Raw genomic sequence first — 23,327 nt, forward strand, 5'->3', positions numbered from 1 at the left:
TCGGCCAAACTGTGTTGAAAAGCCTTTCGGAATGCTCATTTACTAATCGTAAACTGCGCTTCCTAAAGCCTTTTCGCCCTGTTTGTCGCTAGCTCGCCAAATCGTAATAAAGGCTCCAATATGAAAGGGGGCGGCGCCAGCTCGGGCGCCGCCGGGGTCATCACTTCCAGAGGCCGATCTTTTCCAGCTCCTGCTGGAAATTGGCGCGGGTGATGAGGGTGACCTTGTCCATCGCGGTGTACTTGGGCGGCTCCTTACCGGTGGTGACCCACTCGTACATCATGCTGGCGGTCTGATAGCCCTCTTCGTGGGGGCTGGGCAGCATGGAACCGAAGAAGCCACTGTTGGGTTTCTTCAGTTCGCCGATGGCATCGGTGCCGTTGATGCCGATGCCGATCACCTGCTCGGCCTTGAAGCCGGCGCTTTCGGTGGCGCGGACGCCGCCCAGCACGGTGTTGTCGTTCATGCCGCCGATGATCAGGTGCTTGGCGCCCGAGGGCAGCTTCACCAGTGCGGAGGTGGTGGAGTCCATGCTGCCGGGCACGTCCAGGGTCTTCTGCGGTGCGAAGATGATGTGGTCGGCGGGCAGGCCGGCCTTCTTCAGGGCTTCCACCGAGCCGTCGGTGCGCTTCTTGCCGGTGTCCAGCTCGTTGTAGGTGTTGATCACCGCATAGGTGTCATCCCACTTCCAGCCGCGCTTCTCGGCTTCGGCGGCCATGGCGGCGCCCTGCTGCTGGCCAACTTCGAAGGCAGCCATGCCCAGGTAGGGCACGTCTTCCATGAACTTGCCCTTGGCGTCGACGAAGCGATCGTCCACGGCCATGACCTTGAGGTCGTTGAGCTTGGCCTTGGCCACGATGGCCGGGCCGAGGGACACGTCGGGCGGGCAGATCACGAAGCCCTTGGCGCCATTGGCGGCCAGGCTGTCGATGGCGGCGAGGGTCTTCTCGCCATCTGGCACGGCGATCTTGAGCAGGGTGAAGCCCTTGTCCTTGGCGGCTTTCTCGGCGAAGGCCCACTCGGTCTGGAACCAGGGTTCCTCGGGTTGCTTGACCAGGAAACCGATCTTGACCGGATCGGCAGCGAAAGCGGAGAGAGACAGGCTGACGGCACCGGCGGCGAGGGCGGCACGCAGCAGAGAACGAACTCCCGGAACACGGAACATAGCTGGAACTCCTTGTTTTTATTGGTGTGGCCAGGCAATGCAAGGCGGCGGGCTGCCGTCGTGGAGGTCAGACGACGCCGCTCTTCATTGATATTATGATTGGACGGGTGCGGGCGCAAGGAAAAGGTGACGAGATTTTTCATCACCTCTGTCACCAAGCTGTTACATAGGCCCTGGAACGGAAAGGCGCCGCAGAGGGGCGCCAGGACCGGTAGGATGAATCAGCCAGCGAACCTGTGGCAGGGCATGCCGGCTACCGGCGCGGTGGCCTTGAGCAAGGCGCCGTCGAGGACGCCATCGGCGGCGGCGCTGGTGACGTACAGGGTGCGCAGGTCCGGTCCGCCGAAGACGCAGCTGGTGGGGCGCTGGACGGGCAGTTCGACGATCTCCAGCAGGTCGCCTTCCGGCGAGAAGCGCAGCAGGCAGTTGCCATCCCAGCGTGCGTTCCACACGCAGCCTTCGCTGTCGATGGCCGAGCCGTCCGGCGAACCGCGCTCATGGGGGCCGGCCCAGACGGTGGGGGTCCCCAGGTTGCCGGCGGCATCCAGCGGATAGCGATAGAGGGTGTCTTTCAAGGTGTCGGCGCTGATGACGTGATTGTCGGCTGCGCTCCACACCAGGGTGTTGGCGATGCCGAGATCGCTGGCGTGACGACTGACGCTGCCGTCCGGATCGATGCGAAACAGTCCGCCCGAGTGCCGGTCGATGGCCACATCGCCACCCTGGGCATCGAGATTGTTCTGCATGGTACCCAGCCAGAGTCGCCCCTGGGCATCGCAGCGGGCTTCGTTGCCGCGGTTGCCCGGATCCGGATCGGCGACGCAGAACAGCTCCAGCGCGGGGCGGTCGTGCGGGGATTCGAGATCCAGGCGGAAGACGCCGTCCGGCAGGGTCACCAGGGCATCGCCGCGCACGGTAGGTACGAAGGCGGAGCAGGGACGATCCAGCTGCCATTCCTGGTAGTGCTCGCCACGCAGGCGGCAGGCCTTGAAGCCGGCGATGTCCACCCAGTAGAGCGCCTGGGTTTCCTGGTCCCAGAAGGGGCCCTCGGCCAGTTTGAAGCGCTGGGGAAGCAGCGGCTGCCAATCCATCGTTCACCTCTCTTGTTGTGGCAGTACGAGAAATCCAGGCATGGGAACCTGGATAGACGCCAAGGTTGCCGACCGAAACGTCAGTCCGTATAGCGCGCCAGGGTCACTGCCGCGCTGTCGATCAGCATCATGCAGGCCCAGACGGCGCGCGCCGCATCGCGCGAGGCGATGCCGTCGGCGAGGGTCTTGTGCAGGGGGAGGGTACGTCGCAATTCGTCGGGATCGGCCGACGACAGGGTGAAGGAGGCCGCCAGCAGGGCGCCCAGGGCGGGCACCATCTGCTCGATGAATTGATTGTGGCTGGCGGCCAGGACGCACTCGTGAAAACGTTGGTCGGCGGTATTGTAGTCACCACCGTTGAGAGAGGCTTCCAGGTGCTGGTAGGCGACCTGGATCGCCTGGACCTGCTCCGGCGTGGCTCTTTCGCAGGCCCAGCGCACCGCCGCCGGCTCGATGGCGTGACGCAGATCCAGCAGGTCCTTAACAAAATGAGCGGGCAGACCGCCCGTGGCCAGCCAGCCCACCACCTGGGTATCGAACAGATTCCAGCGGCTGAGCGGCAGGACTCGGGTACCGACCTTGGGGCCGACTTCCAGCATGCCCTTGGCGGCCAGGGTCTTGATCGCCTCGCGCAGGATGGTGCGGCTGACGCCCAGTTCCTGGCAGAGATCCGCCTCTACCTTGAGCGCACTACCCGGCGGGAATTGCCCGGCCGCGAGACGCTGACCGAGTTGTTCTACGGTAGAGGCATGGTAGCTGCTGGACATGAGGGCATACCGCGAAGGAATTATTGCCCTCAATGATCATACGAAATTTCCCTTTCAGACAAGGGCTGCGGCCGGAAGGCTTCAGCGACCATGTCATCGACACCGGCCAGCTGGGCGATGGCGGCGTGTCGAGCGGTGAGGGGGTCACGGTGCTGGATCGCGGTGAGGATCGCCTTGTGGCGGGAGACCAGCAGGTTGAGGCTGTCTCCGGCGGCGAACAGCGCCGAGGAGCGTTCCAGATAGTCCCGCACCGGCAGTAACATGATGCTGTAGAGGTGAGTCAGCAGTTCGTTGTGAGTGGCAGTGGCGATGGACAGGTGAAAGGCCATGTCCGGCTCGGCCATGTTGGCGAGGTCCGCCGCCTGCTCCATCCGCTCGTAGGCATCCTCGATGGCCTTCACGTCTTCGGGCTGGGCATTGGCAGCCGCCATGGCGGCCACCTCCGGCTCGATGATGTTACGCACCTTGACCAGGGTCTCGTAGAAGCTGTGCCGCGAATCGCTCTGCAGCAGCCAGTGGAGCACGTCGGGATCGAGCAGATGCCACTCATTGCGTGGTTTGACCACGGTTCCGACCTTGGGCTTGGATTTGACCAAGCCCTTGGCTACCAGCACTCGGGTGGCCTCCCGGAGGACGGGTCGGCTTACCTCGTATTCTTCGCACAGCTGTGCCTCAGGAGGCAGGCGCTGTTCCGGCAGGAAGTGCCCAGACACGATCTGGGTACCGAGCTCATGGACGATGCGAGCATGTCTGCTTTTGCGCGGCAGCGGTGTCTTGTAATTCATCGAAAGGCATCCGAAGTCGTCGTGCCATCACTATAACACCATCAGCGCGATAACCGAGGCGGCAACGGGCTCGACGGCTCTGGAATAGGGATCAGCGGATAGCAAGTTATCTGTTTTCTGACTTCGTAACAATTTTTTAGTCGTATCAAATGTGCTGATGGAGGCAAAACGAAGCGTTTTTTGGCTATTTGGCGATTCAATGATACTACGTTAGACTTTTGCCTGATTTGCGCTCGACCCGCACAACAACAACAAGTCGGAGAACGCCATGCACCCCGAATCCGTGCTCATCCGCCGGATCACGCGCAAGCTGATCCCCTTCCTCGTCCTGCTCTATCTGGTCGCCTACATCGACCGCTCTGCCGTGGGCTTCGCCAAGCTGCACATGGGCGCCGACGTCGGCATCGGCGACGCCGCCTACGGCCTCGGTGCCGGCCTGTTCTTTATCGGTTACTTCCTCTTCGAGGTACCCAGCAACCTGCTGCTGGAACGCTTCGGTGCCCGCCGCTGGTTCGCCCGCATCCTGATCACCTGGGGGGCCATCACCATGGGCATGGCCTTCGTCCAGGGCCCCACCAGCTTCTATGTCATGCGCTTTCTGCTGGGGGTGGCCGAGGCCGGCTTCTTTCCCGGGGTGCTCTACTACCTCACCCAGTGGTTCCCGGTGCGCCACCGCGGCAAGATCATGGGGCTGTTCATCCTCTCCCAACCCATCGCCATGCTGGTGACGGGGCCGCTGTCGGGCATGCTGCTGCAACTGGATGGCGCGCTCGGCCTGCACGGTTGGCAGTGGCTGTTCCTCTGCATCGGTGCCCCGGCGGTGCTGCTGGCCTGGCCGACCTTGACCCGGCTGCCGGATGGTCCGCAACAGGTCGCCTGGCTGGACGCCGAGGAAAAGCGCTGGCTGGCCACGGAGCTGGAAAAGGACCTGCACCTCTTCGACCAGACCCGCCATGGCAACCCCCTGCATGCGCTCAAGGATCGCCGGGTGCTGTTGCTGGCGCTCTACTATCTGCCGGTGACCCTGAGCATCTATGGCCTGGGGCTGTGGCTGCCGACGCTGATCCACCAGTTCGGCGGCAGCGATCTCACCACGGGCTTCATTTCCGCCATTCCCTATGCCTTCGGCATCCTCGGCCTGCTCATCGTGCCGCGCAGCTCGGATCGCCTGGGCGATCGCTACGGTCACCTGGCCGTGCTCTATGCCGTGGGCGCCCTGGCCATGGCCGGCAGTGCCTGGTTCGGCACCGCCGTGCTGCAACTGGCTGCGCTGTCGGTGGTGGCCTTCTGTCTGTTTTCCCTCACCGCGCTGTTCTGGACCCTGCCGGGGCGCTTCTTCGCCGGAGCCAGTGCCGCCGCCGGCATCGCCCTGATCAATTCGGTGGGCAACCTCGGCGGCTATCTCGGCCCCTATGGCATCGGGGCACTCAAGGCGGCGACCGGCACCCTGGCCTCGGGCCTCTATCTGCTGGCCGCGGTGCTGGTGTTCGGCCTCTTGCTCACCGGCATCGTCTACACCCGCCTGGAGCGCAAGAGCCGTCGGGAAGAGGGTTATGCCGCGGAGCGTTCCGCCGGCTGACGCCCTGGGCAGGTCTCGGCGGCGAACCAGGCGGCGCCGAGACAGACCAGATTGGCCGCCAGCAGATAGGCGGCCGGCGCCATGCGATCCCCGGTGGCGCCGATCAGCCAGGTCACCACGATCTGGGCGGTGCCGCCGAAGGCCGCCACCCCCAGCGCATAGACCAGCGAGAAGCCGGTGGCCCGCACCCGCTGCGGAAAGCTTTCCACCAGGAGCACGATCAGTGCCGCGCCGCTCATGCCGTGCAGGCCGGAGAGCACGGCCAGGGTCAGCAGGAAGGTGCCCGGACCGGGCGCCTGGGTGATGAGCTCCAGCGCCGGATAGAGCAGCACCAGCAACAGCAGCCGCGGCAGGATCAGCACGATGCGCCGGCCATAGCGATCGCTGAGCGCGCCGCCCAGGATCGAGCAGACCGCCATGGCCGCGCCCATCACCAGGGTGGCGAGCATGGCGATCCCGGCGGGTAGCTTGAGCTCCACCAGGGCGAAGGTGGTCATGTAGTTGAGGAAATACTGGGTGATGGTGCTGCCGGAGAGGATCAGCAGGCCCAGCAGCAGCGGGCGGCGCTGGGTGGCCATTACCTCGCCCAGCACCGCACCGGTACCCCGGGTTTCACCGACGTGGGTATCCACCAGTCCGCGGCGGATGTAGAGGCCGATGGGCAGGATCGCCAGACCCAGCAGGAAGGGCAGGCGCCAGCCCCAGGCCAGCAGCTGTTCCGGCGTCAGCCAGAGGGTCAGGCCATAGCCGATCAGGCCGGCCGCCATTGCCGCCAGGCCCTGGGCCACCACCTGCCAGCAGGCGTAGGTACCCCTTTTGTGCAACGGCGCCGCTTCCAGGATGTAGGTGGTGGCCGGGCCGGCTTCGCCACCCCAGGCCAGGCCCTGCAGCAGCCGGGTGAGCACCAGCAGGATGGGGGCGGCAATGCCGATCTGCTCGTAGCCCGGCAGCACGGCGATGCCGCCGGTGCCCAGGGCCATCAGCACCATGGTCAGCAGCATCGCCGGCTTGCGCCCGACCCGATCGGCCCAGGCGCCGATGAGGATGGCGCCCAGCGGACGGACGACGAAGCCGACGCCAAAGGTGATGACGCTGGCCATGAGGCTGGCGAAAGCATTCTGCGAAGGAAAGAACACCTGGCCGATCAGCACGGCGAAGGTGGCGTAGACGCCGAAGTCGAAGAACTCCACGGCGTTGCCGAGCACCACGGCAAAGACGCCCTTGCGGGAGTGGGTAGGGCGAGAAGCGGTCATGGGCGTTGTTTCGGCAGTAGCAGGGCGCGCGCCCGGGAGCGGGCGCGCGAAGGGCATCGACTCAGTGGGCGAGGTGCAGACCGCACTCGCGGTTTTCGTCACCCTTGGTGGGGTCGAAGTAGTCGAATTCGTTGGGCAGGTCGTGGGCGGTAAGGTACTGGTAGAGATCCTTGGAGGTCCAGTGCAGCAGCGGCGCGACCTTGATCAGGCCGTCCGGATTGACGCTGACCGGGTCCATCTGGGCGCGTACCGCGGTATCGGTGGCACGCAGGGCGGTGAACCAGACCTCGGGGGCGGTCTCGCGCAGGGCGCGGGCGAAGGGCTCTAGCTTGACCTCTTCGGTGAAGGCGGCGTGGCGCGGATCGTCCAGCCCCGGTACCGGCCCGTCGATGGCCTCGCGGTGGGCGCGGGAGCGCTTGGGCAGGTAGGTCACCAAGTTGAGCTTGAGCTTGCGCACGATCTCGTCGGCGCAGCGGTAGGTGGCGGGGGTGTTGTAGCCACTGTCCATCCAGACCACCGGGATGTCCGGCTTGACCTGGCTGACCAGGTGCAGGATCACCGCCTCGAAGGGGCGGAAGTTGGTGGTGACGATGGCGCTCTTGCCCAGGCCCAGGGCCCAGGCGACGAGCTTTTCGGGGTCGCGGCCGAGGTCGGCGTTGATGCGGGCGAGATCGAGAGACATGGCGGGCTCCAGCCGGGGAAGAGATGAGGCCATGGTAGCAAAGCCGGATCAGCTGTGGGCTTCCAGCGTCTCCAGCAGCACCCGCACCTTGGCCAGGGATTCGGCGTATTCGTCGGCCCAGTGGGAATCCATGACGATGCCGCCGCCGCCCCAGCAGCTGAGCGTGCCGTCTTCGGCCAGCAGGCTGCGGATCAGGATGGAGCTGTCGCTCTCGCCGCGTACGTCCAGATAGAGCAGCGAGCCGCAGTAGGGACCACGCCGGGTCTCCTCCAGCTCGTCGATGATCTGCATGGCGCGGATCTTCGGTGCCCCGGTGATGGAACCACCGGGAAAGCTGCCAGCCAGCAGGTCCAGGGCGTCCAGGCCCGTTGCCAGTTCGCCGGTGACGGCGCTGACCAGGTGGTGGACGTTGGGGTAGCTCTCCAGGGCGAACAACTCGGGCACCCGCACCGAGCCGATGCGGCAACTGCGACCCAGGTCATTGCGCAACAGGTCGACGATCATCAGATTCTCGGCGCGATCCTTGGGGCTGGCCAGCAGGGCGCGGGCTTCGGCGGCATCGGCACCGGCCTCGGCGCGCCGCGGCCGGGTGCCCTTGATCGGACGGGTCTCCACCTGGCCGCGACTCACCCGAAGGAAGCGCTCCGGTGAGTGGCTGAGCAGGGCGCCTCCGTCCAGTGCCAGGTAGCCGGAGAAGGGCGTGGGGCAGGCCGCGCGCAGGGCCTGGTAGGCGCGCCAGGGCGAACCCTGGAAGGGCGCGCGGAAGCGCTGGGCGAAGTTGACTTGGTAGCAATCGCCAGCGGCGATATAGGCCTGGATGGCCTCGATGCTCTGGCGATAAGTAGCGCGGTCGATGTCGGCGGTGAAGGGAGCGGTCAGGCTGAACGCTTCGGTTTCGGGCGCTTCCTCGGCTTCGAACAGGGCGATCAGCCGCTGCCGTTCCCCTTCGTCCAGCGCCGGATGGCAGACCAGCTGACTGTTCCGCGCCTGGTGATCGCTGACCAGTGCCCAGGCATAGAGGCCCAGGCGCGCATCGGGCAACGCCAGGTCGGCGCGGGCGCCCTGGGGCAGGCGCTCCAGGCGTCGCCCGAAATCGTAGCCGAGATAGCCCAGCAGACCACCGGCGAAGGGCAGGTCCGCGCCTTCCGGCAGGTCGGCGCGACCCAGGCTGGCCAGGGCGGCGCGCGTCCGCGTGAAAAAGGCGCGCCCGCTCTCGCCGGAGGCGGGTTGCAGCACCTCGAGTGGCCAGGCCGCCATGAGGTCGTAGCGACCGCGCTGGGCCATCGGCCGCCCCGAATCCAGCAGCACCGCGCCGGGCTCGCCCTGCAGCAGGGCGAAGCGTGCCGTGGGATCGGCGTGGTAGGGCAGGGGATGCAGGTGGCAGAGGGGCATGGCGAGGTCGGCTGGGAGGGGCGGCGCGCTAGTGTAGCGAACCGCTCCCGGCGGGGCGAGACACAGGCTGTCACAGCCGAATTGTCGACAAATATTGACGGGAAAGACGTTCAGGCGTAGTTATTCAGCCCATAAACACAAAAGGTGTCGACAATGATCGATAGCCCCCTTCAGGCCGAAGCGCCCGAGACCGACAGCGGGACCCTCTCCGAGCAGGTGTTCCGCCGGATCCGCGAGGCCATCGTCCGCGGCGACGTGGCGCCGGGCAGCAAGATTTCCGAGCCCGAGCTGGCCCGTACCTATGGCATCAGCCGCGGGCCGCTGCGCGAAGCCATCCACCGCCTGGAAGGCCAGCGGCTGGTGGTGCGGGTGCCCCATGCCGGCGCCCGGGTCGCCGCCCTGAGCCTGGCCGAACTGGTCGAACTCTACGAGATCCGCGAATCCCTCGAAGGCATGGCCTGCCGCCTGGCGGCCGAACGCCTCACGCCTCAGGGCATCGACGAATTGCGCCAGCTGCTGGATACCCACGAGCGCGACCCGGCGTTCCAGGCCGGTACCGGCTACTACCTGCAGGAAGGCGACCACGACTTCCACTACCGCATCATCCAGGCCAGCGGCAACGGCATGCTGGTGCGGTTGCTCTGCGGCGAGCTCTATCACCTGGTGCGCATGTACCGACTCAAGGTCTCCGCCACCCCCAATCGGCCGCGCCAGGCCTTCGCCGAGCACCATCGCATCCTCGATGCCCTGGCCGAGGGCGACGGCGAACTGGCCGAACTGCTGATGCGTCGCCACATCGCCGCCTCCAAGCGCAATCTGCAGCACCATCCCCTAGTCCAAGATCAGTCGAGGTAACGCCATGCCTGCCGTCAGTCCCGGCCAGAAATTCCGTGCCGCCGTCGCCGCCGAACGCCCGCTGCAGGTGGTCGGCACCCTCAATGCCAATCATGCGCTGCTGGCCAAGCGCGCCGGCTTCCAGGCCATCTACCTGTCCGGCGGCGGGGTCGCGGCTGGCTCCCTGGGGCTGCCGGACCTGGGCATCAGCGGTCTGGAAGACGTGCTGATCGACGTCCGCCGCATCACCGACGTCTGCGACCTGCCGCTGCTGGTGGACGTCGACACCGGCTTCGGCGCCTCGGCCTTCAACGTGGCGCGCACCACCCGCGCCCTGATCAAGGCCGGCGCGGCGGCCATGCACATCGAGGATCAGGTCGGCGCCAAGCGCTGCGGCCATCGGCCGGGCAAGGAGATCGTCAGCCAGCAGGAGATGGTCGATCGCATCAAGGCCGCGGTGGATGCCCGCACCGATGCGGACTTCGTCATCATGGCGCGCACCGATGCCCTGGCGGTAGAAGGCCTGCAGGCCGCCATCGACCGCGCCTGCGCCTGCGTCGAGGCCGGCGCCGACATGATCTTTCCCGAGGCCATGACCGAGCTGCCCATGTACCGCCAGTTCGCCCAGGCGGTGGGGGTGCCCATCCTGGCCAACATCACCGAATTCGGCGCCACGCCGCTGTTCACCACCGAGGAACTGGCCGGGGCCGATGTCGGCCTGGTGCTCTATCCACTGTCGGCCTTCCGCGCCGCCAATCGCGCCGCCGAAAACGTCTACACGGCGATCCGCCGCGACGGCAGCCAGCAGGCGGTGGTCGACACCATGCAGACCCGCGCCGAGCTCTATGACCGCATCGACTATCACCGGTATGAAGACCAGCTGGATCGCCTGTTCCAGCAGCAGAAATCCTAACGATCTGCTGCGCGTCGGCCAAACTGCGTTGGAAGTGGCCTGGGTCGCCAGCCCGGTCGGAATGCTCATTTACCACCCGTAAACTCGAGCGCGAGTCCGATCCGCTTCTTCAGCCACTTCCGCCTTGTTTGTCGCTAGCTCGCGAGATCGTAAAGACGCTTTGAACGCCCGCTTTTTCGCACAACAACTCCAAGAGGAGCGAGACGATGGCAGACAGCAAAACCCTCGGCGGCGCCGGCCTGCGTGGCCAGGTCGCCGGCCGCACCGCGCTATGCACCGTCGGCAAGACCGGCGCCGGCCTCACCTACCGGGGCTACGACATCCGCGAACTGGCCGCCGGGGCCGACTTCGAGGAGGTCGCCCACCTGTTGCTCTATGGCGAGCTGCCGACCCAGGCGCAACTGGACGCCTATCGCCAGCGCCTGGCCGCGCTGCGCGACCTGCCGCAGCCGCTCAAGGAAGGCCTGGAGCGCATCCCCGCCAGCGCCCACCCCATGGACGTGATGCGCACCGGCGCCTCCTTGCTGGGTACCCTGGAGCCGGAGCACAGCTTCGCCGACCAGCAGCAGGTGGCCGATCGTCTGCTCGGCGCCTTTCCGGCGATCCTGCTCTACTGGCATCACTTCAGCCAGAGCGGCACCCGCATCGACTGCACGAGTGACGCCCCGGACATCGCCAGCCACTTCCTCACCCTGCTGCACGGCAAGGCGCCCAGCGAACTGCACGCCCGGGTGATGAACGTCTCGCTGATCCTCTATGCCGAGCACGAATTCAACGCCTCCACCTTTACCGCCCGGGTCTGCGCCTCGACGCTGTCGGATCTCTATTCCTGCGTCACCGGCGCCATCGGCTCCCTGCGCGGGCCGCTGCACGGTGGCGCCAACGAGGCGGCCATGGCGCTGATCGAGCGCTTCGCCTCGCCCGAGGAGGCGGTCACCGGCCTCAAGCAGATGCTCGAACGCAAGGAAAAGGTGATGGGCTTCGGTCACGCCATCTACCGCGACAGCGATCCGCGCAACGAGGTGATCAAGGACTACGCCCGCCAACTGGCGGCGGAGGTGGGCGATCAGGTGCTGTTCCCGGTCTCGGAAGCCATCGACCGCACCATGAAGGAGGAGAAGGGGCTGTTTCCCAACGCCGACTTCTACCACGCCTCCGCCTATCACTTCCTCGGCATCCCGACGCCGCTGTTCACCCCGATCTTCGTTTGCTCGCGCACGGCTGGCTGGTGCGCCCACGTCTTCGAGCAGCGCGCCGACAACCGCATCATCCGCCCCAGTGCGGATTACATCGGCGTCGAGCAGCGGGCCTTCACGCCCATTGCCAATCGTTGATTTTTTGATCGCGGCCATGGGCCGCTCCTACGGGAGCGCCCAGGCCAAACCTGTAGGAGCGGCCGATGGCCGCGATAGACGCGATAAAAAGGAACATTCATGAGCGCCAACGTCGATCTCAACAACAGACCCGATTACGACCAGGTCATCCAGGACCTGGCCGACTATGTGCTGACCTACCAGGTTACCTCCCGCGAGGCCCTGGACACCGCCCGCAACTGCCTGATGGACACCCTTGGCTGCGGCCTGCTGTCCCTCCGGTTCCCCGAGTGCACCAAGCTGCTCGGCCCCCAGGTGGAGGGTACCGTGGTGCCCCAGGGCGCGCGGGTTCCGGGCACCAGCTATCGCCTGGACCCGGTCAAGGCGGCCTGGGACATCGGCTGCATCATTCGCTGGCTGGACTACAACGACACCTGGCTGGCCGCCGAATGGGGCCACCCCTCCGACAACCTCGGTGCCATCCTGGCGGTGGCCGATCACCTTTCCCAACGCCGCGTGGCCCAGGGCGAGGCGCCCCTGACCATGCGCCAGGTGCTGGAGGCCATGGTCATGGCCCACGAGATCCAGGGCGTCTTCGCCCTGGAGAACTCCTTCAACCGAGTCGGCCTGGACCACGTCTTCCTGGTCAAGCTGGCTTCCACCGCGGTCAGCGCCAAGCTGATGGGCGCCAACCGCGAACAGCTGCTGGCGGCGCTTTCCCATGCCTTCGTCGATGGCCAGGCGCTGCGCACCTATCGCCATGCGCCCAATGCCGGCAGCCGCAAGTCCTGGGCCGCCGGTGACGCCTCCAGCCGCGGCGTGCGCCTGGCCGACATCGCCCTGCGCGGCGAGATGGGCATCCCCGGGGTGCTCAGCGCACCCCAGTGGGGCTTCTACGACGTGCTGTTCAGCCATACCAACAAGGACCTGGCCACCAAGCCGGCCGACCAGCGCCAGTTCCGCTTTCCCCAGGGCTTCGGCAGCTACGTGATGGAACACGTGCTGTTCAAGATCAGCTTCCCGGCGGAATTCCACGCCCAGACCGCCGCCGAGGCCGCGGTGCTCCTGCATCCCCAGGTGCGCGACCGGGTGGACGAGATCGAGAAGATCGTGGTGACCACCCACGAATCGGCCATTCGCATCATCTCCAAGCAGGGCCCCATGGCCAACGCGGCCGACCGCGACCACTGCCTGCAGTACATGATCGCCGTGCCGCTGCTGTTCGGCGACCTGGTCGCCGAGCACTACGAGGACGCCTTCCACCAGGCCCATCCGCGCATCGACCAGTTGCGCGAGAAGATGGAGATCGTCGAGGACGAGCGCTACAGCCGCGAGTACCTGGAAGCCGACAAGAGATCCATCGCCAACGCCCTGCAGGTGTTCTTCACCGACGGCAGCAGCACCGAGAAGATCGCCGTGGAATATCCCATCGGCCATCGCCGTCGCCGCGAAGAGGGCATTCCGCTCTTGGAGCGCAAATTCCAGAGCAACCTGGCCACGCGCTTCCCGGCTGGTCGCTGCGCCCAGATCTTCGCGCTGTGCAAGGATCAGGCGGGACTGGAAGCCACCCCGGTGCATCGCTTCGTGGATCTGTTCGTGCTGTAAACAGAAGAGGCGACTCGACCGAGCCTGCAGGGCCATGCAGGACCGGACGAGTCGCCTCGAAGATGGGGCAGGGCGCGGCGGGAGATCATCTACCTGTCGCGCCCTTTTTCATGGCTAGCAGTAGCGATCCACATAGGCCGGCCGTTGCTGCCGACCGGCCAGGCGCCAGTGCTCCTGCAGGGCGGCGTGGACGCTCCTGATGAAGTTGTCGTCCGCCGCGGCCGACTTGCCGACGTAGCCGCCACCCTTGTTGTAGGTCTTGAAGCGGATGCGCAGGCTGGGATGGCGCTCCTCGAACTGCTCGGGCGTTTCGCCGCCGGGCAGGCGGTCGACATGCACCGCGCCGCTCTCGCAGACCCAGAGGATATGGTTGTGGTTCTTGTCCTTGAGCCGGCCGAACAGCTGCTTGAGATCGTCCAGGTTGGGGTTGTCGTTCAGGTTCATGAGCGTGTCCTCCGCGGTGGCCGTGATCAATGGAACTGGTTCATGGTGTTGTCCTTGCCGGCCGCCTTGAGCGCCGCCTCGCCGGCAAAATATTCCTTGTGGTCGTCGCCCATGTCCGAGCCGGCCATGTTCTGGTGCTTGACGCAGGCGATGCCCTGGCGGATCTCCTGGCGCTGCACGCCCTTGACGTAGGCCAGCATGCCTTCCTCGGCGAAGTAGCCCTTGGCCAGGTTGTCGGTGGACAGGGCCGCGGTGTGGTAGGTGGGCAGGGTGATCAGGTGGTGGAAGATGCCCGCTTCACGCGCGGCGTCGCGCTGGAAGCTCTGGATCCGCGCATCGGCCAGGCGACCCAGTTCGGTGTCGTCGTAGTCCACGCTCATCAGCTTGGCGCGGTCGTAGGCGGACACGTCCTTGCCCTCGGCCTGCAGGGCGTCGAACACCTGCTGGCGGAAGCTCAGCGTCCAGTTGAAGGAGGGGCTGTTGTTGTAGACCAGCTTGGCGTTGGGCACGACCTCGCGGATGCGGTCGACCATGGCCTTGATCTGGCCGACGTGGGGCTTCTCGGTCTCGATCCACAGCAGGTCGGCGCCGTTCTGCAGCGAGGTGATGCAGTCCAGCACCACTCGGTCCACGCCGCTGCCGGCGCGGAACTGGAACAGGCCGCTGGCCAGGCGCTTGGGCCGCAGTAGCTTGCCGCCACGGCTGATCAGCACGTCGCCGTTGCCCAGCTGGCTGGCATCCACCTCGTCGCAGTCGAGGAAGCCGTTGTACTGGTCGCCCAGGTCGCCCGGCTGCTTGCTCACGGCGATCTGCTTGGTCAGGCCAGCGCCCAGGGAGTCGGTGCGGGCGACGATGACGCCCTCGTCCACGCCCAGTTCGAGGAAGGCGTAGCGCACGGCGTTGATCTTGGCCAGGAAGTCCTCGTGGGGCACCGTGACCTTGCCGTCCTGGTGGCCGCACTGCTTCTCGTCGGAGACCTGGTTTTCCAGCTGGATGCAGCAGGCCCCGGCTTCGATCATCTTCTTGGCCAGCAGGTAGGTGGCCTCGGCGTTGCCGAAGCCGGCGTCGATGTCGGCGATGATCGGCACCACGTGGGTTTCATGGTTGTCGATCTTGGCCTGGATGGCGGCGGCCTTGGCGTTCTCGTCGGCGGCGCGGGCGGCGTCCAGCTCGCGGAACAGCATGCCCAGTTCGCGGGCGTCGGCCTGGCGCAGGAAGGTGTAGAGCTCTTCGATCAGCGCCGGCACGCTGGTCTTCTCGTGCATGGACTGATCCGGCAGCGGGCCGAATTCCGAGCGCAGCGCGGCGATCATCCAGCCGGACAGGTAGAGGTAGCGGCCCTGGGTACTGCCCAGGTGCTTCTTGATGGCGATCAGCTTCTGCTGCCCGATGAAGCCGTGCCAGCAGCCCAGCGACTGGGTGTAGGCGCTGCTGTCGGCGTCGTAGGCGGCCATGTCCCGGCGCATGATGGCCGCGCAGTGGCGGGCGATGTCGAGACCGGTCTTGAAGCGATTCTGCAGGCGCATCCGGGCGGCGTATTCCGGATTGATGGCGCTCCAGTGATTGCCGGTGCTGTTCTTGAGGGCGGCGATGGCCTGAACGTCGTTCTCGTAAGCGGACATGAGTCGATCCTTCTCGATGAGGTTGGCTTGGGTACCAGTCTTTTCCCAACGTCCGGCAGCGGGATGGCGGTTGCCACCCGGATGCCGGTCGCGAAGGCGAAAGGTCAGCCCAGCTGTCGAGTCATGTCGCCGTACGTACCTGCATGGATCCGGACGTCACCTCTGGCGACGCTGCCTCGAGCAGCGCGGCATTTCAGTCGTCTTCTCTTGTAGTGCCTCTTGAGCATCACTACGCAAGACGGCCCGAGGGTCACCCGGAGCCCAGGCGCGACCCGCATGGATAGGGGGTTCGCGTCCGGTGCAGCTAGAGATTTGCAGGAGATCGGAGTGTCGTCAACCAGGTTTTGTAGTGCTTTCGTATAAGCACTACAAAAGTCGTAGACGCGGCTGGGAGCGGGTTTGGGGCGTCTATTGCTGACCCATGGGTCGCTGATGGGAGCAAAACAGGGCCGCAAGCCACGGCGCTGGCCGTGACCCTGCGGTCACTCGGCGGGAGATCCGGTGGCCGCTGGTCTTTGCCTTTGGTGGGGGGCGGAGGCAGGGGAGGAAGCTGGGACTTGCCGGTCAGTGCCGACGAACGGTAAGTCCCCCGTGGCTCAGGACGACGTGGCGGCGGTGAGGCCGGTCAGGGTGTCCGCGATGTCCTTGGTGCGATGTGAGGTCTGGGCGGTGAGGCGACCGGACTCGCGCAGGGCGGCCAGCAGCTCCTGCAGCGAACCCACGTCCTGGGCCTGGCCGGCGATATGGGCGCCGACCTCGCTGATGGCGCGGGACAGCTGGTCGATGTCGGCGCCGATCTCGGCGGCGTTCTTGTGGGTGATGGCCGCCAGGTTGCGCACCTCGTCAGCCACCACCGCGAAGCCGCGACCGCTCTCGCCGGCGCGCGCCGCCTCGATGGCCGCGTTGAGCGCCAGCAGGTTGGTCTGGCCGGCGATCTGCTGGATCACCTGGACGATGGACTGGATGCGCAGACTCGACTGGCTCAGCTCGTTGGCGCTGCGCACCACCTCCTCGGCCTGGTCGGTGAGGTGCTGCACGGTGCTGTCGGCCTGGCGGGTGACTTCGCCCTGCTGCAGGATGTTGCCCGTCAGGTCGTCCATGCTGCTGTGCAATTCGCCGGAGTAGTGCCGCAACTGCTCGCCGATCTCCTGGCGACTCTGGTGGGCCTGGCGCAGCACCTGGCCGAGGTCGGCGAGGCCGCCGAACACCGCCTGGATGGAGTCGTCGAGGCCCTGGGCATCCACCACGCCGGTGAAGTTCTGCCGTTTGAATTCGTTGATCTGGTTGACCACCACCTGGCTCAGGCCGGCCAGCTTCCTGATCTGCCGCCGCAGGAAGAAGGCCTTGAATTCGCCATAGTGGGCGGCGAAGTTGTCGACGTAGTCGTCGCGGAAGGGCGCACCTTCGGGGGTGCGGAAAAAGAACACCGCGGTGAGGGTCTGGTTGAGATTCAGGCCGAGGATCTCGCCAAAGGTGGAAAAGCCCACCACTGGCGTCTGGCCGAACACCTCGCCCATGCGCGGTAGCTCGGCGCCGTTGTTGGCGCGGCGCAGGATGCAGTCGTTGAGCACGCCCACCAGCGGGGTGCCGCTCTTGCCCTGCAGGAAGCGGGCGAAATCCTCGCGGGTGGTGTCCACCAGCGAGGTGCGCTTGACCATCACCAGCTCTTCGCCGGGCGCCACGTCGCAGAACAGGTGGATGCGCTCGCGCTCGTAGTCGATGCGGGCGATGGAGCGGACGAACAGCTCCTCGCCCACGCGGATGGCGAAGGAATAGTCCGCCAGGCGCTGTTCCAGTTGCTCGGCGCGGCAGCTCAAGGCCTCGCAGAGGGCCGCCACCATGCTCTTGATCTGGCCGCGGCTGTCGACCACCTGGCTGATGTAGCGCTCTTCCAGGGAGGCGGTGAGGACACTGAGACTGAGCGGCGTGGCGCTGAAATTCTGGCTCTTGAACACCCCGAAACGGGTGTTCCTGGCCATCTTCAGGAAGACCAGCTGGGCATGGTTTTCATAGGCCTTGCGGCCATCGTGCAGCAGCGTCTGGCGGAAGTCGCCCTTGCCGCCGGCGGAGCCGCCGACGAACAGGCAGGGAAAGCGGCCGGATTCGTACAGCGCCTCCATGAAGAAGGATTCCGAGGCGGACAGGCCGTCGAACAGCACGAAGGCCAGGGTATCGCGGTGATCGATGGGCGTGCGTACCTGCAGGCGCTTGAGCGATTCGGTCAGGCGGGCCAGGCGTTCCTTCATGCTGCGCCGCGGGCCGCCCCGGCGGATGTCCTCGCTGTCCAGCGGGACGTGCACGACCTCGGCCGAGGCGATCACCGAGGCATCGAAGAATTGCAGCACCAGCCGATCCCAGGCGCCATCAGCGGCGCAGTACAGCCGCTGTTCGCTGCCGCAGAGTTCGCCGGAGGTGGTACACAGGCTGATGGAGGCTTCGGGAAAGCGCGCCACCAGTTGCCGGGCGATGGCGTCCAGGTCCAGGTGCGGCGAGACGAAGCCGGTGATGAAGGTGGGCTTGAGGGCGACGCCGCCAAGGCGGTCGCTCAGTTCACGTGCGGCGCAGGTCAGGCTGAACACGCCGCTGCTGCTCGTGCGGGCGCCTAAGCGTTGTAGAAACCCCATGATTGTTCCTCTTGTGGGCAGGCTGGGAAGGGAGCTCACAGGGACATCGGCGCTTTTGGCGGTGGCTTGATAGGGGTGTGCGCCCAGGCCGCAGGCGACCGGACCCGGTAGATCAGGGGTGCGGCAGAGCCTGGAGCTCTGGGATGAGCCTCGGCGTGATGTCGATCGTGCGCAGGATCCCGAGGTCGCCCGCAGCGAGGCGACCGGTGGTCATGGCTGGCGCCGAAAGGCGACTGCGGGCGACTAGTCCTGTTCGCCGTGCTCGGCGAGGGCCTCGGCGCCGGTCAGCTGACGCCGCGAGTGGCCGAAGCAGTACCAGGCCGGCTTTTCCTCGATGAAGATCTCACTGTCCAGCAACCAGTCTTCGCCTTCGAGCAGGCCCACCGGAATGGCGTAATGCGGTTCGGCCTTGAGGCGATAGAACAGGTGGGTGCCGCAGTGGCGACAGAAGCCGCGCTCGGCCCAGTCGGAGGAGGCATGGACGGCCAGGGCATCGCCGCCACCGATCACCGGCGGCTGGGCGCATTCCACTGCCAGCAGCGGGCCACCGCCCCAGCGACGACAGGTCCGGCAGTGGCAGGCCGAAACGGCAAGGGTGTCGAGGCGGCAATCCAGCTGAACGGCGCCGCACAGGCACTGGCCGTGGCAGGAAAGGGGAGTGGACAAGGCACTATCCTCGCAAGGGCAGGGGAAGCTGCAGGATAGTCGGTAATGCGGAAGGCGGAGGGCGCTCCTGCAATGAGCGGGAGCGCCGGCGCGATCAATCTTCGCGGCTGGTGACTTCCACCAGGTGATAGCCGAACTGGGTCTTTACCGGACCCTGAACCTGGTGCAGCGGAGCGCTGAACACCACGGTGTCGAATTCCTTGACCATCTGGCCCGGGCGGAAGGTGCCCAGGTCGCCGCCCTGGCGGCTGGAGGGGCAGCTGGAGTTGTCCTTGGCCACCTGGGCGAAGTCGGCGCCCCCTTCGATGGCGGCTTTGAGTTCGTTGCACTTGGCTTCGCTGGAAACCAGGATGTGGCGGGCAGAGGCTTTGGCCATGGGAGAGACTCCTGTTGAATGAGCCGGCGAGCCTACTCCAATCACCCTTGCAAGCAAACTGCCATCCGTTCCTCGGCTGGCCACCGGTCTGGCTTGCGCCCTGGATTCAGGCCGGGTACATAGCGCTTCCGTCTTTTCCGGATCCGCTCGCGCATGTCCCGTTTCCCTGCCTTGTCCCTGCTGCTGACCACGACCCTGCTGACCCAGGCCGCCCTCGCCGCGACGCCCGAAGAGGCGCGCCTGGTCAGCCTGATCAATGCCTATCGCGCCGCGCCCCAGGGCTGCCCCGGCACCCGCGCCGCCGCGCCGCTCGCGGCCGATAGTCGCCTGGCGGCGGTGCGCCTGACCGGTCGCGATCGGCTGCAGAGTGATCTGCGCGCCGCGGGTTATCAGGCCTCGGCGGTGCAGGTGATCATGCTGGCGGGCGCGCCCACCGCCCAGGCGGCCATGGCCGGGCTGCGCCAGCAATATTGCCGGCCGCTGGCCAGCAGCGACTATGCGCAGGTCGGGGTGAGCCAGCAGGGACCGCGCTGGCAGCTGGTGCTGGCGCGTCCGGTGGTGAGCGCCGGCCTGGGCGACTGGCAGACTGCGGGCAAGGCGGTCCTGGCCGAGGTCAATCGGGCCCGGGCGCAGGCGCGCACCTGCGGCACCCGCCGTTTTGCCGCGACCACGCCGCTGCGCTGGAATCCGGCGCTGGCCAATGCCGCCCTGGCCCACAGCCAGGACATGGCCGGTCGCGACTACTTCTCCCACACCGCGCCCGGCGGCGGCACCGTGGCCGAGCGGGTGGCCAAGCAGGGCTACGGCTGGACCCGCATCGGCGAAAACATCGCCGCGGGCGCAGGTTCGGTCACCCAGGCCATGCAGGGCTGGCTGGCGAGTCCGGGCCACTGCGCCAATCTGATGAATCCGGAATTCACCGAAATGGGCGCGGCCTATGCCCTGAATCCGCGCAGCACCCACAGCCTCTATTGGACCCAGGTGTTCGGCCGGCCGCGCTAGGCCGGGTACTCGGCGATCTCGATCAGGTTGAGGTCGGGATCGCGGACATAGACTGAGCGAATCGGTCCGGTGGCGCCGGTGCGTGCCACCGGGCCTTCGATGATCGGCCAGCCCTCGCGCTGCAGATGGGCGATCACCTGGTCCAGCGGTTCACGGGCGATGAAGCAGAGGTCGAGGGCACCCGGCACCGGCAGGTGCGCCTTGGGTTCGAATTCGTGCCCCCGCTCGTGCAGATTGATCTTCTGGTTGCCATAGCGCAGTGCCTTGCGCCCGGCACCAAACGTCTCCAGGCGCATACCCAGCACCCGAGTGTAGAAATCCTCGCAGGCGGCGAGGTCCGTGGTGGTCAGGACCAGATGATCCAGATGGTCGATCAGCATGGCGGTCTCCGCGACGGGACTGGCGTCTCACTGTGCCAGTCCCGGACACGGTGCGCCATCACTTGCCGTGGGCCTTGATCCAGCGGTTGAGCTGATCGATTTCCTTCTGCTGGGCCTGGATGATGTCTTCGGCCAGCTTGCGCATCTCCGGATCCTTGCCGTGCTGGAGCTGGTAACGCGCCATGTCGACGGCGCCCTCGTGGTGGGCCAGCATGCCCTTGGCGAAGGCCAGGTCGGGATCCTTGGCCTTGAGGCCTTCTTCCATGCCCTGGTGCATGGTCTCCATGCTCTTCTGCATGTCCTGGTGGGCCGGGTGCTGGGCTTCGGCGGCCTGGGCGACGCCGCCCGCCAGCAAGGTGAGGGCGAGCAGGGTGGAGGTGAGGACGATACGCATGTCATAGGCTCCTGACTGGGCTGGTGACGCCGAGGCTAGAGCTTGACCCTGGGGTAAGGTCAATCGTCCGGCGCGTTTCGCTCGGAGCCTCGCCCAGGCAAAAGGTTTCGCGATGTTTTGTCGCAGCGTCCGACGGCTACCCAGCCGATCCCGGGGCGAAAAAGCGCAGCCGATCAGGCAGTTGGGTGCCATGACCTGTTGATCGCGGCAGCCTGGCGCAACTGCGGGTGGTTGTGATGGTCCGAAGCGGCAGCGTAGAATTTTTACCACATCCAATTCCAATCCCTACCTACAGCAGACTTCTCGCTCGCGACCAGGCGTCGCAGGCGCGCCAAGCCTTTGCTCGTGGGTTTTTCGTCGTCGGCTTCTTGCCCGGAAGTCGCTGTCCACCCTTTCGCTCTGGAGTAGAAGACCCCCCATGGATGCTACCGCCGAAGCCCGGAAATCCAGCTGGTCCGGTGTCATCGCCCTGGCCCTGGCCGCCTTCATCTTCAACACCACGGAATTCGTCCCGGTGGCGCTGCTCAGCGACATCGGCCGCAGTTTCGACATGCGTCCCTCGCAGGTCGGGTTGATGCTGACCATCTATGCCTGGGTGGTCGCCCTGATGTCGCTGCCGATGATGCTCGCCACCCGTTCCATCGAGCGGCGTCGCCTGCTGGTGTTCGTCTTCATCGTCTTCATCGCCTGCCACGGTCTCTCCGGGGTGGCCTGGAGCTTCGAGGTGCTGGTGGCCAGCCGCATCGGCATCGCCTTCGCCCATGCGGTGTTCTGGTCGATCACCGCCTCGCTGGCGGTGCGCATCGCCCCGGCCGGCAAGCAGACCCAGGCGCTCGGCCTGCTGGCCACCGGCACCTGCCTGGCGATGGTGCTGGGCATCCCGCTGGGTCGGGTGCTGGGCGAGCTGCTGGGCTGGCGCTACACCTTCGTCGCCATCGCGGCGCTGGCGGTGGGCACGGTGCTCTGGCTGGCGCGCAACCTGCCGCTGCTGCCCAGCGAGAATTCCGGTTCCCTGGCCAGCCTGCCGGTGCTGTTCAAGCGTCCGGCGCTGCTGTGCATCTACCTGCTCACCACCCTGGTGGTGACCGCCCACTTCACCGGCTACAGCTACATCGAGCCTTTCGCCGTGGAGGTGGCGGGCATGGGCGGCATGCAGATCACCGCCTTGCTGCTGCTGTTCGGCGGCTCCGGCGTCATCGGCTCGCTGCTGTTCAGCCGCTACAGCTTGAGATTCCCCAACGGCTTCCTGATCGCGGCCATCGCCGGCATCGCCCTGTCGCTGCTGTTGCTGCTGCCCTTCGCCTGGAGGAGCTTCACGCTGGAGGGCCTGAGCGTGGTCTGGGGCATCGCCATCATGAGTTTCGGCCTGGCGCTGCAATCCAAGGTGCTGGCCCTGGCCAAGGACGCCACCGACGTGGCCATGGCGCTGTTTTCCGGCATCTACAACGTCGGCATCGGCGGTGGCGCCCTGCTGGGCAGCGTGGTGGGCACCCATGTCGGCATGCCCTACGTCGGCCTGGTGGGCGGCAGCCTGGCGGTGGCCGGTCTGCTGTTCGCGGTGTTCATGACCCGGCGCTACGCCGAGCAACTCAACGCCAATCCGCTGTAAGGCGGGCGGGGCCCTCCGCGGCGAGGTGCCCGGCCGCGCGACCCAGGGGTCGCGAACTGTCTACCGGGCCGCGTCCATCAGCCGTGGAGCGGCCCGGGACGAAGCGCTAAGCTGCGGGCACCTGGCCCTCCGGCCAGGCTGCCGGATGCGCTCGCCATGAATCGACTGCTGTTCAATGTCTTCGTCTGGACCAAGGTGCCCATCGCCAAGATCGCCGGCCTGCGCCTGCGCCACCTGGACGATGTCGGCTGCCAGATGCAGGTCACCCATGGCTGGCTGAACCAGAATCCCTTCAAGAGCATGTTCTGGGCGGTGGAGGGCATGGCGGCGGAATTTTCCACCGGCATCCTCGCCGACCGGCACATCCGCCGTTCCGGCCAACGCTACGCCATGCTGGTGGTGGCCATGAGCGCCCGCTTCACCAAGAAGGCCGTGGGCACCATCGTCTTTCGCTGCGACCAGGGCGAGGCCATCGCCGCGGCGCTGGTGCTCGCCCGGGAGACCGGTGAGCCGCAGCAGGTCGAGCTGCGCAGTGTCGGCACCGACGAAAGCGGCGAGCAGGTGGCGGAATTCCTCTTCACCTGGAGCTTCAAGGCGCGGGCGCCGCTGGCGAAGTCCCTGTAGAAGCAACTGTCTGAGCCACCGAAGACGAACCTCCGCGCAAGGCGCGCCCTCTCGCCTTGGGAGAGGGCTGGGGTGAGGGAGTCCCTCGCGGCGCACTCCCCGTGGAACAGGCTGCGCCGTTTTCCACACTACGATCTGTAGGGGCAACTGTCTTTATCGCGGCCATGGCGGTCCGCCGACGCGGCCGCTTCTACGGGAGTTGCAGGG

At 66.3% G+C, this 23,327-nt stretch carries 22 protein-coding genes; 8 read left to right on the plus strand and 14 right to left on the minus strand.

All coding sequences use genetic code 11. The features are described from left to right. Window positions 1-160: 160 nt before the first annotated feature. The 4 genes from EC839_RS01625 to EC839_RS01640 all read right to left on the minus strand — a co-directional run bounded on the left by EC839_RS01625 (window position 161) and on the right by EC839_RS01640 (window position 3,808). Window positions 161-1,165: a substrate-binding domain-containing protein gene (locus EC839_RS01625; RefSeq protein WP_007160547.1), complete on the minus strand. Its 1,005-nt coding sequence runs from the start codon at window positions 1,163-1,165 to the stop codon at window positions 161-163. 221 nt (window positions 1,166-1,386) lie between these two features. Then, complete coding sequence (locus EC839_RS01630; protein WP_132831942.1) at window positions 1,387-2,256, minus strand: SMP-30/gluconolactonase/LRE family protein; 870 nt, start codon at window positions 2,254-2,256, stop codon at window positions 1,387-1,389. An 80-nt stretch (window positions 2,257-2,336) separates the two neighbouring features. Further along, a complete protein-coding gene (locus EC839_RS01635) occupies window positions 2,337-3,023 on the minus strand; it encodes a FadR/GntR family transcriptional regulator (protein ID WP_132831943.1) in 687 nt (228 codons plus the stop codon). Window positions 3,024-3,052: 29 nt separating this feature from the next. Then, on the minus strand, window positions 3,053-3,808 hold the full coding sequence (locus tag EC839_RS01640) for a FadR/GntR family transcriptional regulator (protein WP_132831944.1): 756 nt from the start codon (window positions 3,806-3,808) through the stop codon (window positions 3,053-3,055). Between the two features lie 268 nt (window positions 3,809-4,076). Between EC839_RS01640 and EC839_RS01645 the strand changes: the two genes are divergently transcribed. Then, window positions 4,077-5,387: an MFS transporter gene (locus tag EC839_RS01645; protein WP_132831945.1), complete on the plus strand. Its 1,311-nt coding sequence runs from the start codon at window positions 4,077-4,079 to the stop codon at window positions 5,385-5,387. On the opposite strand, the gene EC839_RS01650 is transcribed toward EC839_RS01645, so the two are convergent. The 3 genes from EC839_RS01650 to pabB all read right to left on the minus strand — a co-directional run bounded on the left by EC839_RS01650 (window position 5,360) and on the right by pabB (window position 8,714). Further along, the gene (locus EC839_RS01650; protein WP_132831946.1) at window positions 5,360-6,640 is read right to left on the minus strand and encodes an MFS transporter; all 1,281 of its coding nucleotides are present in this window, start codon (window positions 6,638-6,640) and stop codon (window positions 5,360-5,362) included. The two genes, EC839_RS01645 and EC839_RS01650, sit on opposite strands and share 28 nt — an antisense overlap. A gap of 61 nt (window positions 6,641-6,701) precedes the next feature. Continuing rightward, the gene (locus EC839_RS01655; RefSeq protein ID WP_132831947.1) at window positions 6,702-7,322 is read right to left on the minus strand and encodes a phosphoadenosine phosphosulfate reductase family protein; all 621 of its coding nucleotides are present in this window, start codon (window positions 7,320-7,322) and stop codon (window positions 6,702-6,704) included. 48 nt (window positions 7,323-7,370) lie between these two features. After that, the gene (gene pabB / locus EC839_RS01660) at window positions 7,371-8,714 is read right to left on the minus strand and encodes an aminodeoxychorismate synthase component I (protein ID WP_132831948.1); all 1,344 of its coding nucleotides are present in this window, start codon (window positions 8,712-8,714) and stop codon (window positions 7,371-7,373) included. 153 nt (window positions 8,715-8,867) lie between these two features. Here pabB and EC839_RS01665 point away from each other — a divergent pair, with 153 nt between their 5' ends. The 4 genes from EC839_RS01665 to prpD all read left to right on the plus strand — a co-directional run bounded on the left by EC839_RS01665 (window position 8,868) and on the right by prpD (window position 13,379). After that, a complete protein-coding gene (locus tag EC839_RS01665; RefSeq protein WP_132831949.1) occupies window positions 8,868-9,569 on the plus strand; it encodes a GntR family transcriptional regulator in 702 nt (233 codons plus the stop codon). Between the two features lie 4 nt (window positions 9,570-9,573). Next, the gene (gene prpB, locus EC839_RS01670) at window positions 9,574-10,461 is read left to right on the plus strand and encodes a methylisocitrate lyase (protein ID WP_132831950.1); all 888 of its coding nucleotides are present in this window, start codon (window positions 9,574-9,576) and stop codon (window positions 10,459-10,461) included. A gap of 206 nt (window positions 10,462-10,667) precedes the next feature. Further along, the gene (gene prpC, locus EC839_RS01675; protein ID WP_132831951.1) at window positions 10,668-11,795 is read left to right on the plus strand and encodes a 2-methylcitrate synthase; all 1,128 of its coding nucleotides are present in this window, start codon (window positions 10,668-10,670) and stop codon (window positions 11,793-11,795) included. A 99-nt stretch (window positions 11,796-11,894) separates the two neighbouring features. Beyond that, on the plus strand, window positions 11,895-13,379 hold the full coding sequence (gene prpD, locus EC839_RS01680) for a 2-methylcitrate dehydratase (protein WP_132831952.1): 1,485 nt from the start codon (window positions 11,895-11,897) through the stop codon (window positions 13,377-13,379). Between the two features lie 114 nt (window positions 13,380-13,493). On the opposite strand, the gene EC839_RS01685 is transcribed toward prpD, so the two are convergent. From EC839_RS01685 to EC839_RS01705, 5 genes are all read right to left on the minus strand, one after another. Further along, window positions 13,494-13,823, minus strand: a complete 330-nt coding sequence (locus EC839_RS01685; protein WP_132831953.1) for a hypothetical protein — start codon at window positions 13,821-13,823, stop codon at window positions 13,494-13,496. 26 nt (window positions 13,824-13,849) lie between these two features. Beyond that, window positions 13,850-15,445 (minus strand): isocitrate lyase, encoded by a 1,596-nt coding sequence (locus EC839_RS01690; protein ID WP_058773601.1) that lies wholly within the window; start codon window positions 15,443-15,445, stop codon window positions 13,850-13,852. A gap of 596 nt (window positions 15,446-16,041) precedes the next feature. Continuing rightward, on the minus strand, window positions 16,042-18,069 hold the full coding sequence (locus tag EC839_RS01695) for a methyl-accepting chemotaxis protein (protein ID WP_132831954.1): 2,028 nt from the start codon (window positions 18,067-18,069) through the stop codon (window positions 16,042-16,044). Between the two features lie 243 nt (window positions 18,070-18,312). Continuing rightward, window positions 18,313-18,735, minus strand: coding sequence for a GFA family protein (locus EC839_RS01700; protein WP_132831955.1), 423 nt, complete (start codon window positions 18,733-18,735; stop codon window positions 18,313-18,315). A 94-nt stretch (window positions 18,736-18,829) separates the two neighbouring features. Next, window positions 18,830-19,111, minus strand: a complete 282-nt coding sequence (locus EC839_RS01705) for a peptidylprolyl isomerase (RefSeq protein ID WP_007160531.1) — start codon at window positions 19,109-19,111, stop codon at window positions 18,830-18,832. A 153-nt stretch (window positions 19,112-19,264) separates the two neighbouring features. On the opposite strand from EC839_RS01705, the gene EC839_RS01710 reads away from it, so the two are divergent. Next, window positions 19,265-20,113 (plus strand): CAP domain-containing protein, encoded by an 849-nt coding sequence (locus EC839_RS01710; RefSeq protein ID WP_132831956.1) that lies wholly within the window; start codon window positions 19,265-19,267, stop codon window positions 20,111-20,113. Here EC839_RS01710 and EC839_RS01715 read toward each other — a convergent pair. Together EC839_RS01715 and EC839_RS01720 are read right to left on the minus strand one after the other, a co-directional pair. Continuing rightward, a complete protein-coding gene (locus tag EC839_RS01715; RefSeq protein WP_177416665.1) occupies window positions 20,110-20,490 on the minus strand; it encodes a VOC family protein in 381 nt (126 codons plus the stop codon). The two genes, EC839_RS01710 and EC839_RS01715, sit on opposite strands and share 4 nt — an antisense overlap. A gap of 61 nt (window positions 20,491-20,551) precedes the next feature. Further along, entirely contained in the window at window positions 20,552-20,887 is a 336-nt protein-coding gene (locus EC839_RS01720) for a DUF305 domain-containing protein (protein WP_132831958.1), read from the minus strand. A 418-nt stretch (window positions 20,888-21,305) separates the two neighbouring features. Here EC839_RS01720 and EC839_RS01725 point away from each other — a divergent pair, with 418 nt between their 5' ends. Further along, window positions 21,306-22,496, plus strand: coding sequence for a sugar transporter (locus EC839_RS01725; RefSeq protein WP_132831959.1), 1,191 nt, complete (start codon window positions 21,306-21,308; stop codon window positions 22,494-22,496). 156 nt (window positions 22,497-22,652) lie between these two features. Then, entirely contained in the window at window positions 22,653-23,120 is a 468-nt protein-coding gene (locus EC839_RS01730) for a DUF4442 domain-containing protein (RefSeq protein ID WP_132831960.1), read from the plus strand. Window positions 23,121-23,327 lie beyond the last annotated feature (207 nt).

The organism is Pseudomonas sp. JUb52, from assembly GCF_004341115.1.
Taxonomy (GTDB): domain Bacteria; phylum Pseudomonadota; class Gammaproteobacteria; order Pseudomonadales; family Pseudomonadaceae; genus Chryseomonas; species Chryseomonas oryzihabitans.

What these genes read in the sequence shown, in the direction of transcription:
- EC839_RS01710 (WP_132831956.1), top strand. Translation starts at nt 19,265, where the DNA reads ATGTCCCGTTTCCCTGCCTTGTCCCTGCTGCTGACCACGACCCTGCTG.
- EC839_RS01640 (WP_132831944.1), bottom strand. Translation starts at nt 3,808, where the DNA reads ATGAATTACAAGACACCGCTGCCGCGCAAAAGCAGACATGCTCGCATC.
- EC839_RS01730 (WP_132831960.1), top strand. Translation starts at nt 22,653, where the DNA reads ATGAATCGACTGCTGTTCAATGTCTTCGTCTGGACCAAGGTGCCCATC.
- EC839_RS01695 (WP_132831954.1), bottom strand. Translation starts at nt 18,069, where the DNA reads ATGGGGTTTCTACAACGCTTAGGCGCCCGCACGAGCAGCAGCGGCGTG.
- EC839_RS01630 (WP_132831942.1), bottom strand. Translation starts at nt 2,256, where the DNA reads ATGGATTGGCAGCCGCTGCTTCCCCAGCGCTTCAAACTGGCCGAGGGC.
- prpC (WP_132831951.1), top strand. Translation starts at nt 10,668, where the DNA reads ATGGCAGACAGCAAAACCCTCGGCGGCGCCGGCCTGCGTGGCCAGGTC.
- EC839_RS01635 (WP_132831943.1), bottom strand. Translation starts at nt 3,023, where the DNA reads ATGTCCAGCAGCTACCATGCCTCTACCGTAGAACAACTCGGTCAGCGT.
- EC839_RS01625 (WP_007160547.1), bottom strand. Translation starts at nt 1,165, where the DNA reads ATGTTCCGTGTTCCGGGAGTTCGTTCTCTGCTGCGTGCCGCCCTCGCC.
- EC839_RS01705 (WP_007160531.1), bottom strand. Translation starts at nt 19,111, where the DNA reads ATGGCCAAAGCCTCTGCCCGCCACATCCTGGTTTCCAGCGAAGCCAAG.
- pabB (WP_132831948.1), bottom strand. Translation starts at nt 8,714, where the DNA reads ATGCCCCTCTGCCACCTGCATCCCCTGCCCTACCACGCCGATCCCACG.
- prpD (WP_132831952.1), top strand. Translation starts at nt 11,895, where the DNA reads ATGAGCGCCAACGTCGATCTCAACAACAGACCCGATTACGACCAGGTC.
- EC839_RS01650 (WP_132831946.1), bottom strand. Translation starts at nt 6,640, where the DNA reads ATGACCGCTTCTCGCCCTACCCACTCCCGCAAGGGCGTCTTTGCCGTG.
- prpB (WP_132831950.1), top strand. Translation starts at nt 9,574, where the DNA reads ATGCCTGCCGTCAGTCCCGGCCAGAAATTCCGTGCCGCCGTCGCCGCC.
- EC839_RS01690 (WP_058773601.1), bottom strand. Translation starts at nt 15,445, where the DNA reads ATGTCCGCTTACGAGAACGACGTTCAGGCCATCGCCGCCCTCAAGAAC.
- EC839_RS01725 (WP_132831959.1), top strand. Translation starts at nt 21,306, where the DNA reads ATGGATGCTACCGCCGAAGCCCGGAAATCCAGCTGGTCCGGTGTCATC.
- EC839_RS01720 (WP_132831958.1), bottom strand. Translation starts at nt 20,887, where the DNA reads ATGCGTATCGTCCTCACCTCCACCCTGCTCGCCCTCACCTTGCTGGCG.
- EC839_RS01685 (WP_132831953.1), bottom strand. Translation starts at nt 13,823, where the DNA reads ATGAACCTGAACGACAACCCCAACCTGGACGATCTCAAGCAGCTGTTC.
- EC839_RS01665 (WP_132831949.1), top strand. Translation starts at nt 8,868, where the DNA reads ATGATCGATAGCCCCCTTCAGGCCGAAGCGCCCGAGACCGACAGCGGG.
- EC839_RS01655 (WP_132831947.1), bottom strand. Translation starts at nt 7,322, where the DNA reads ATGTCTCTCGATCTCGCCCGCATCAACGCCGACCTCGGCCGCGACCCC.
- EC839_RS01645 (WP_132831945.1), top strand. Translation starts at nt 4,077, where the DNA reads ATGCACCCCGAATCCGTGCTCATCCGCCGGATCACGCGCAAGCTGATC.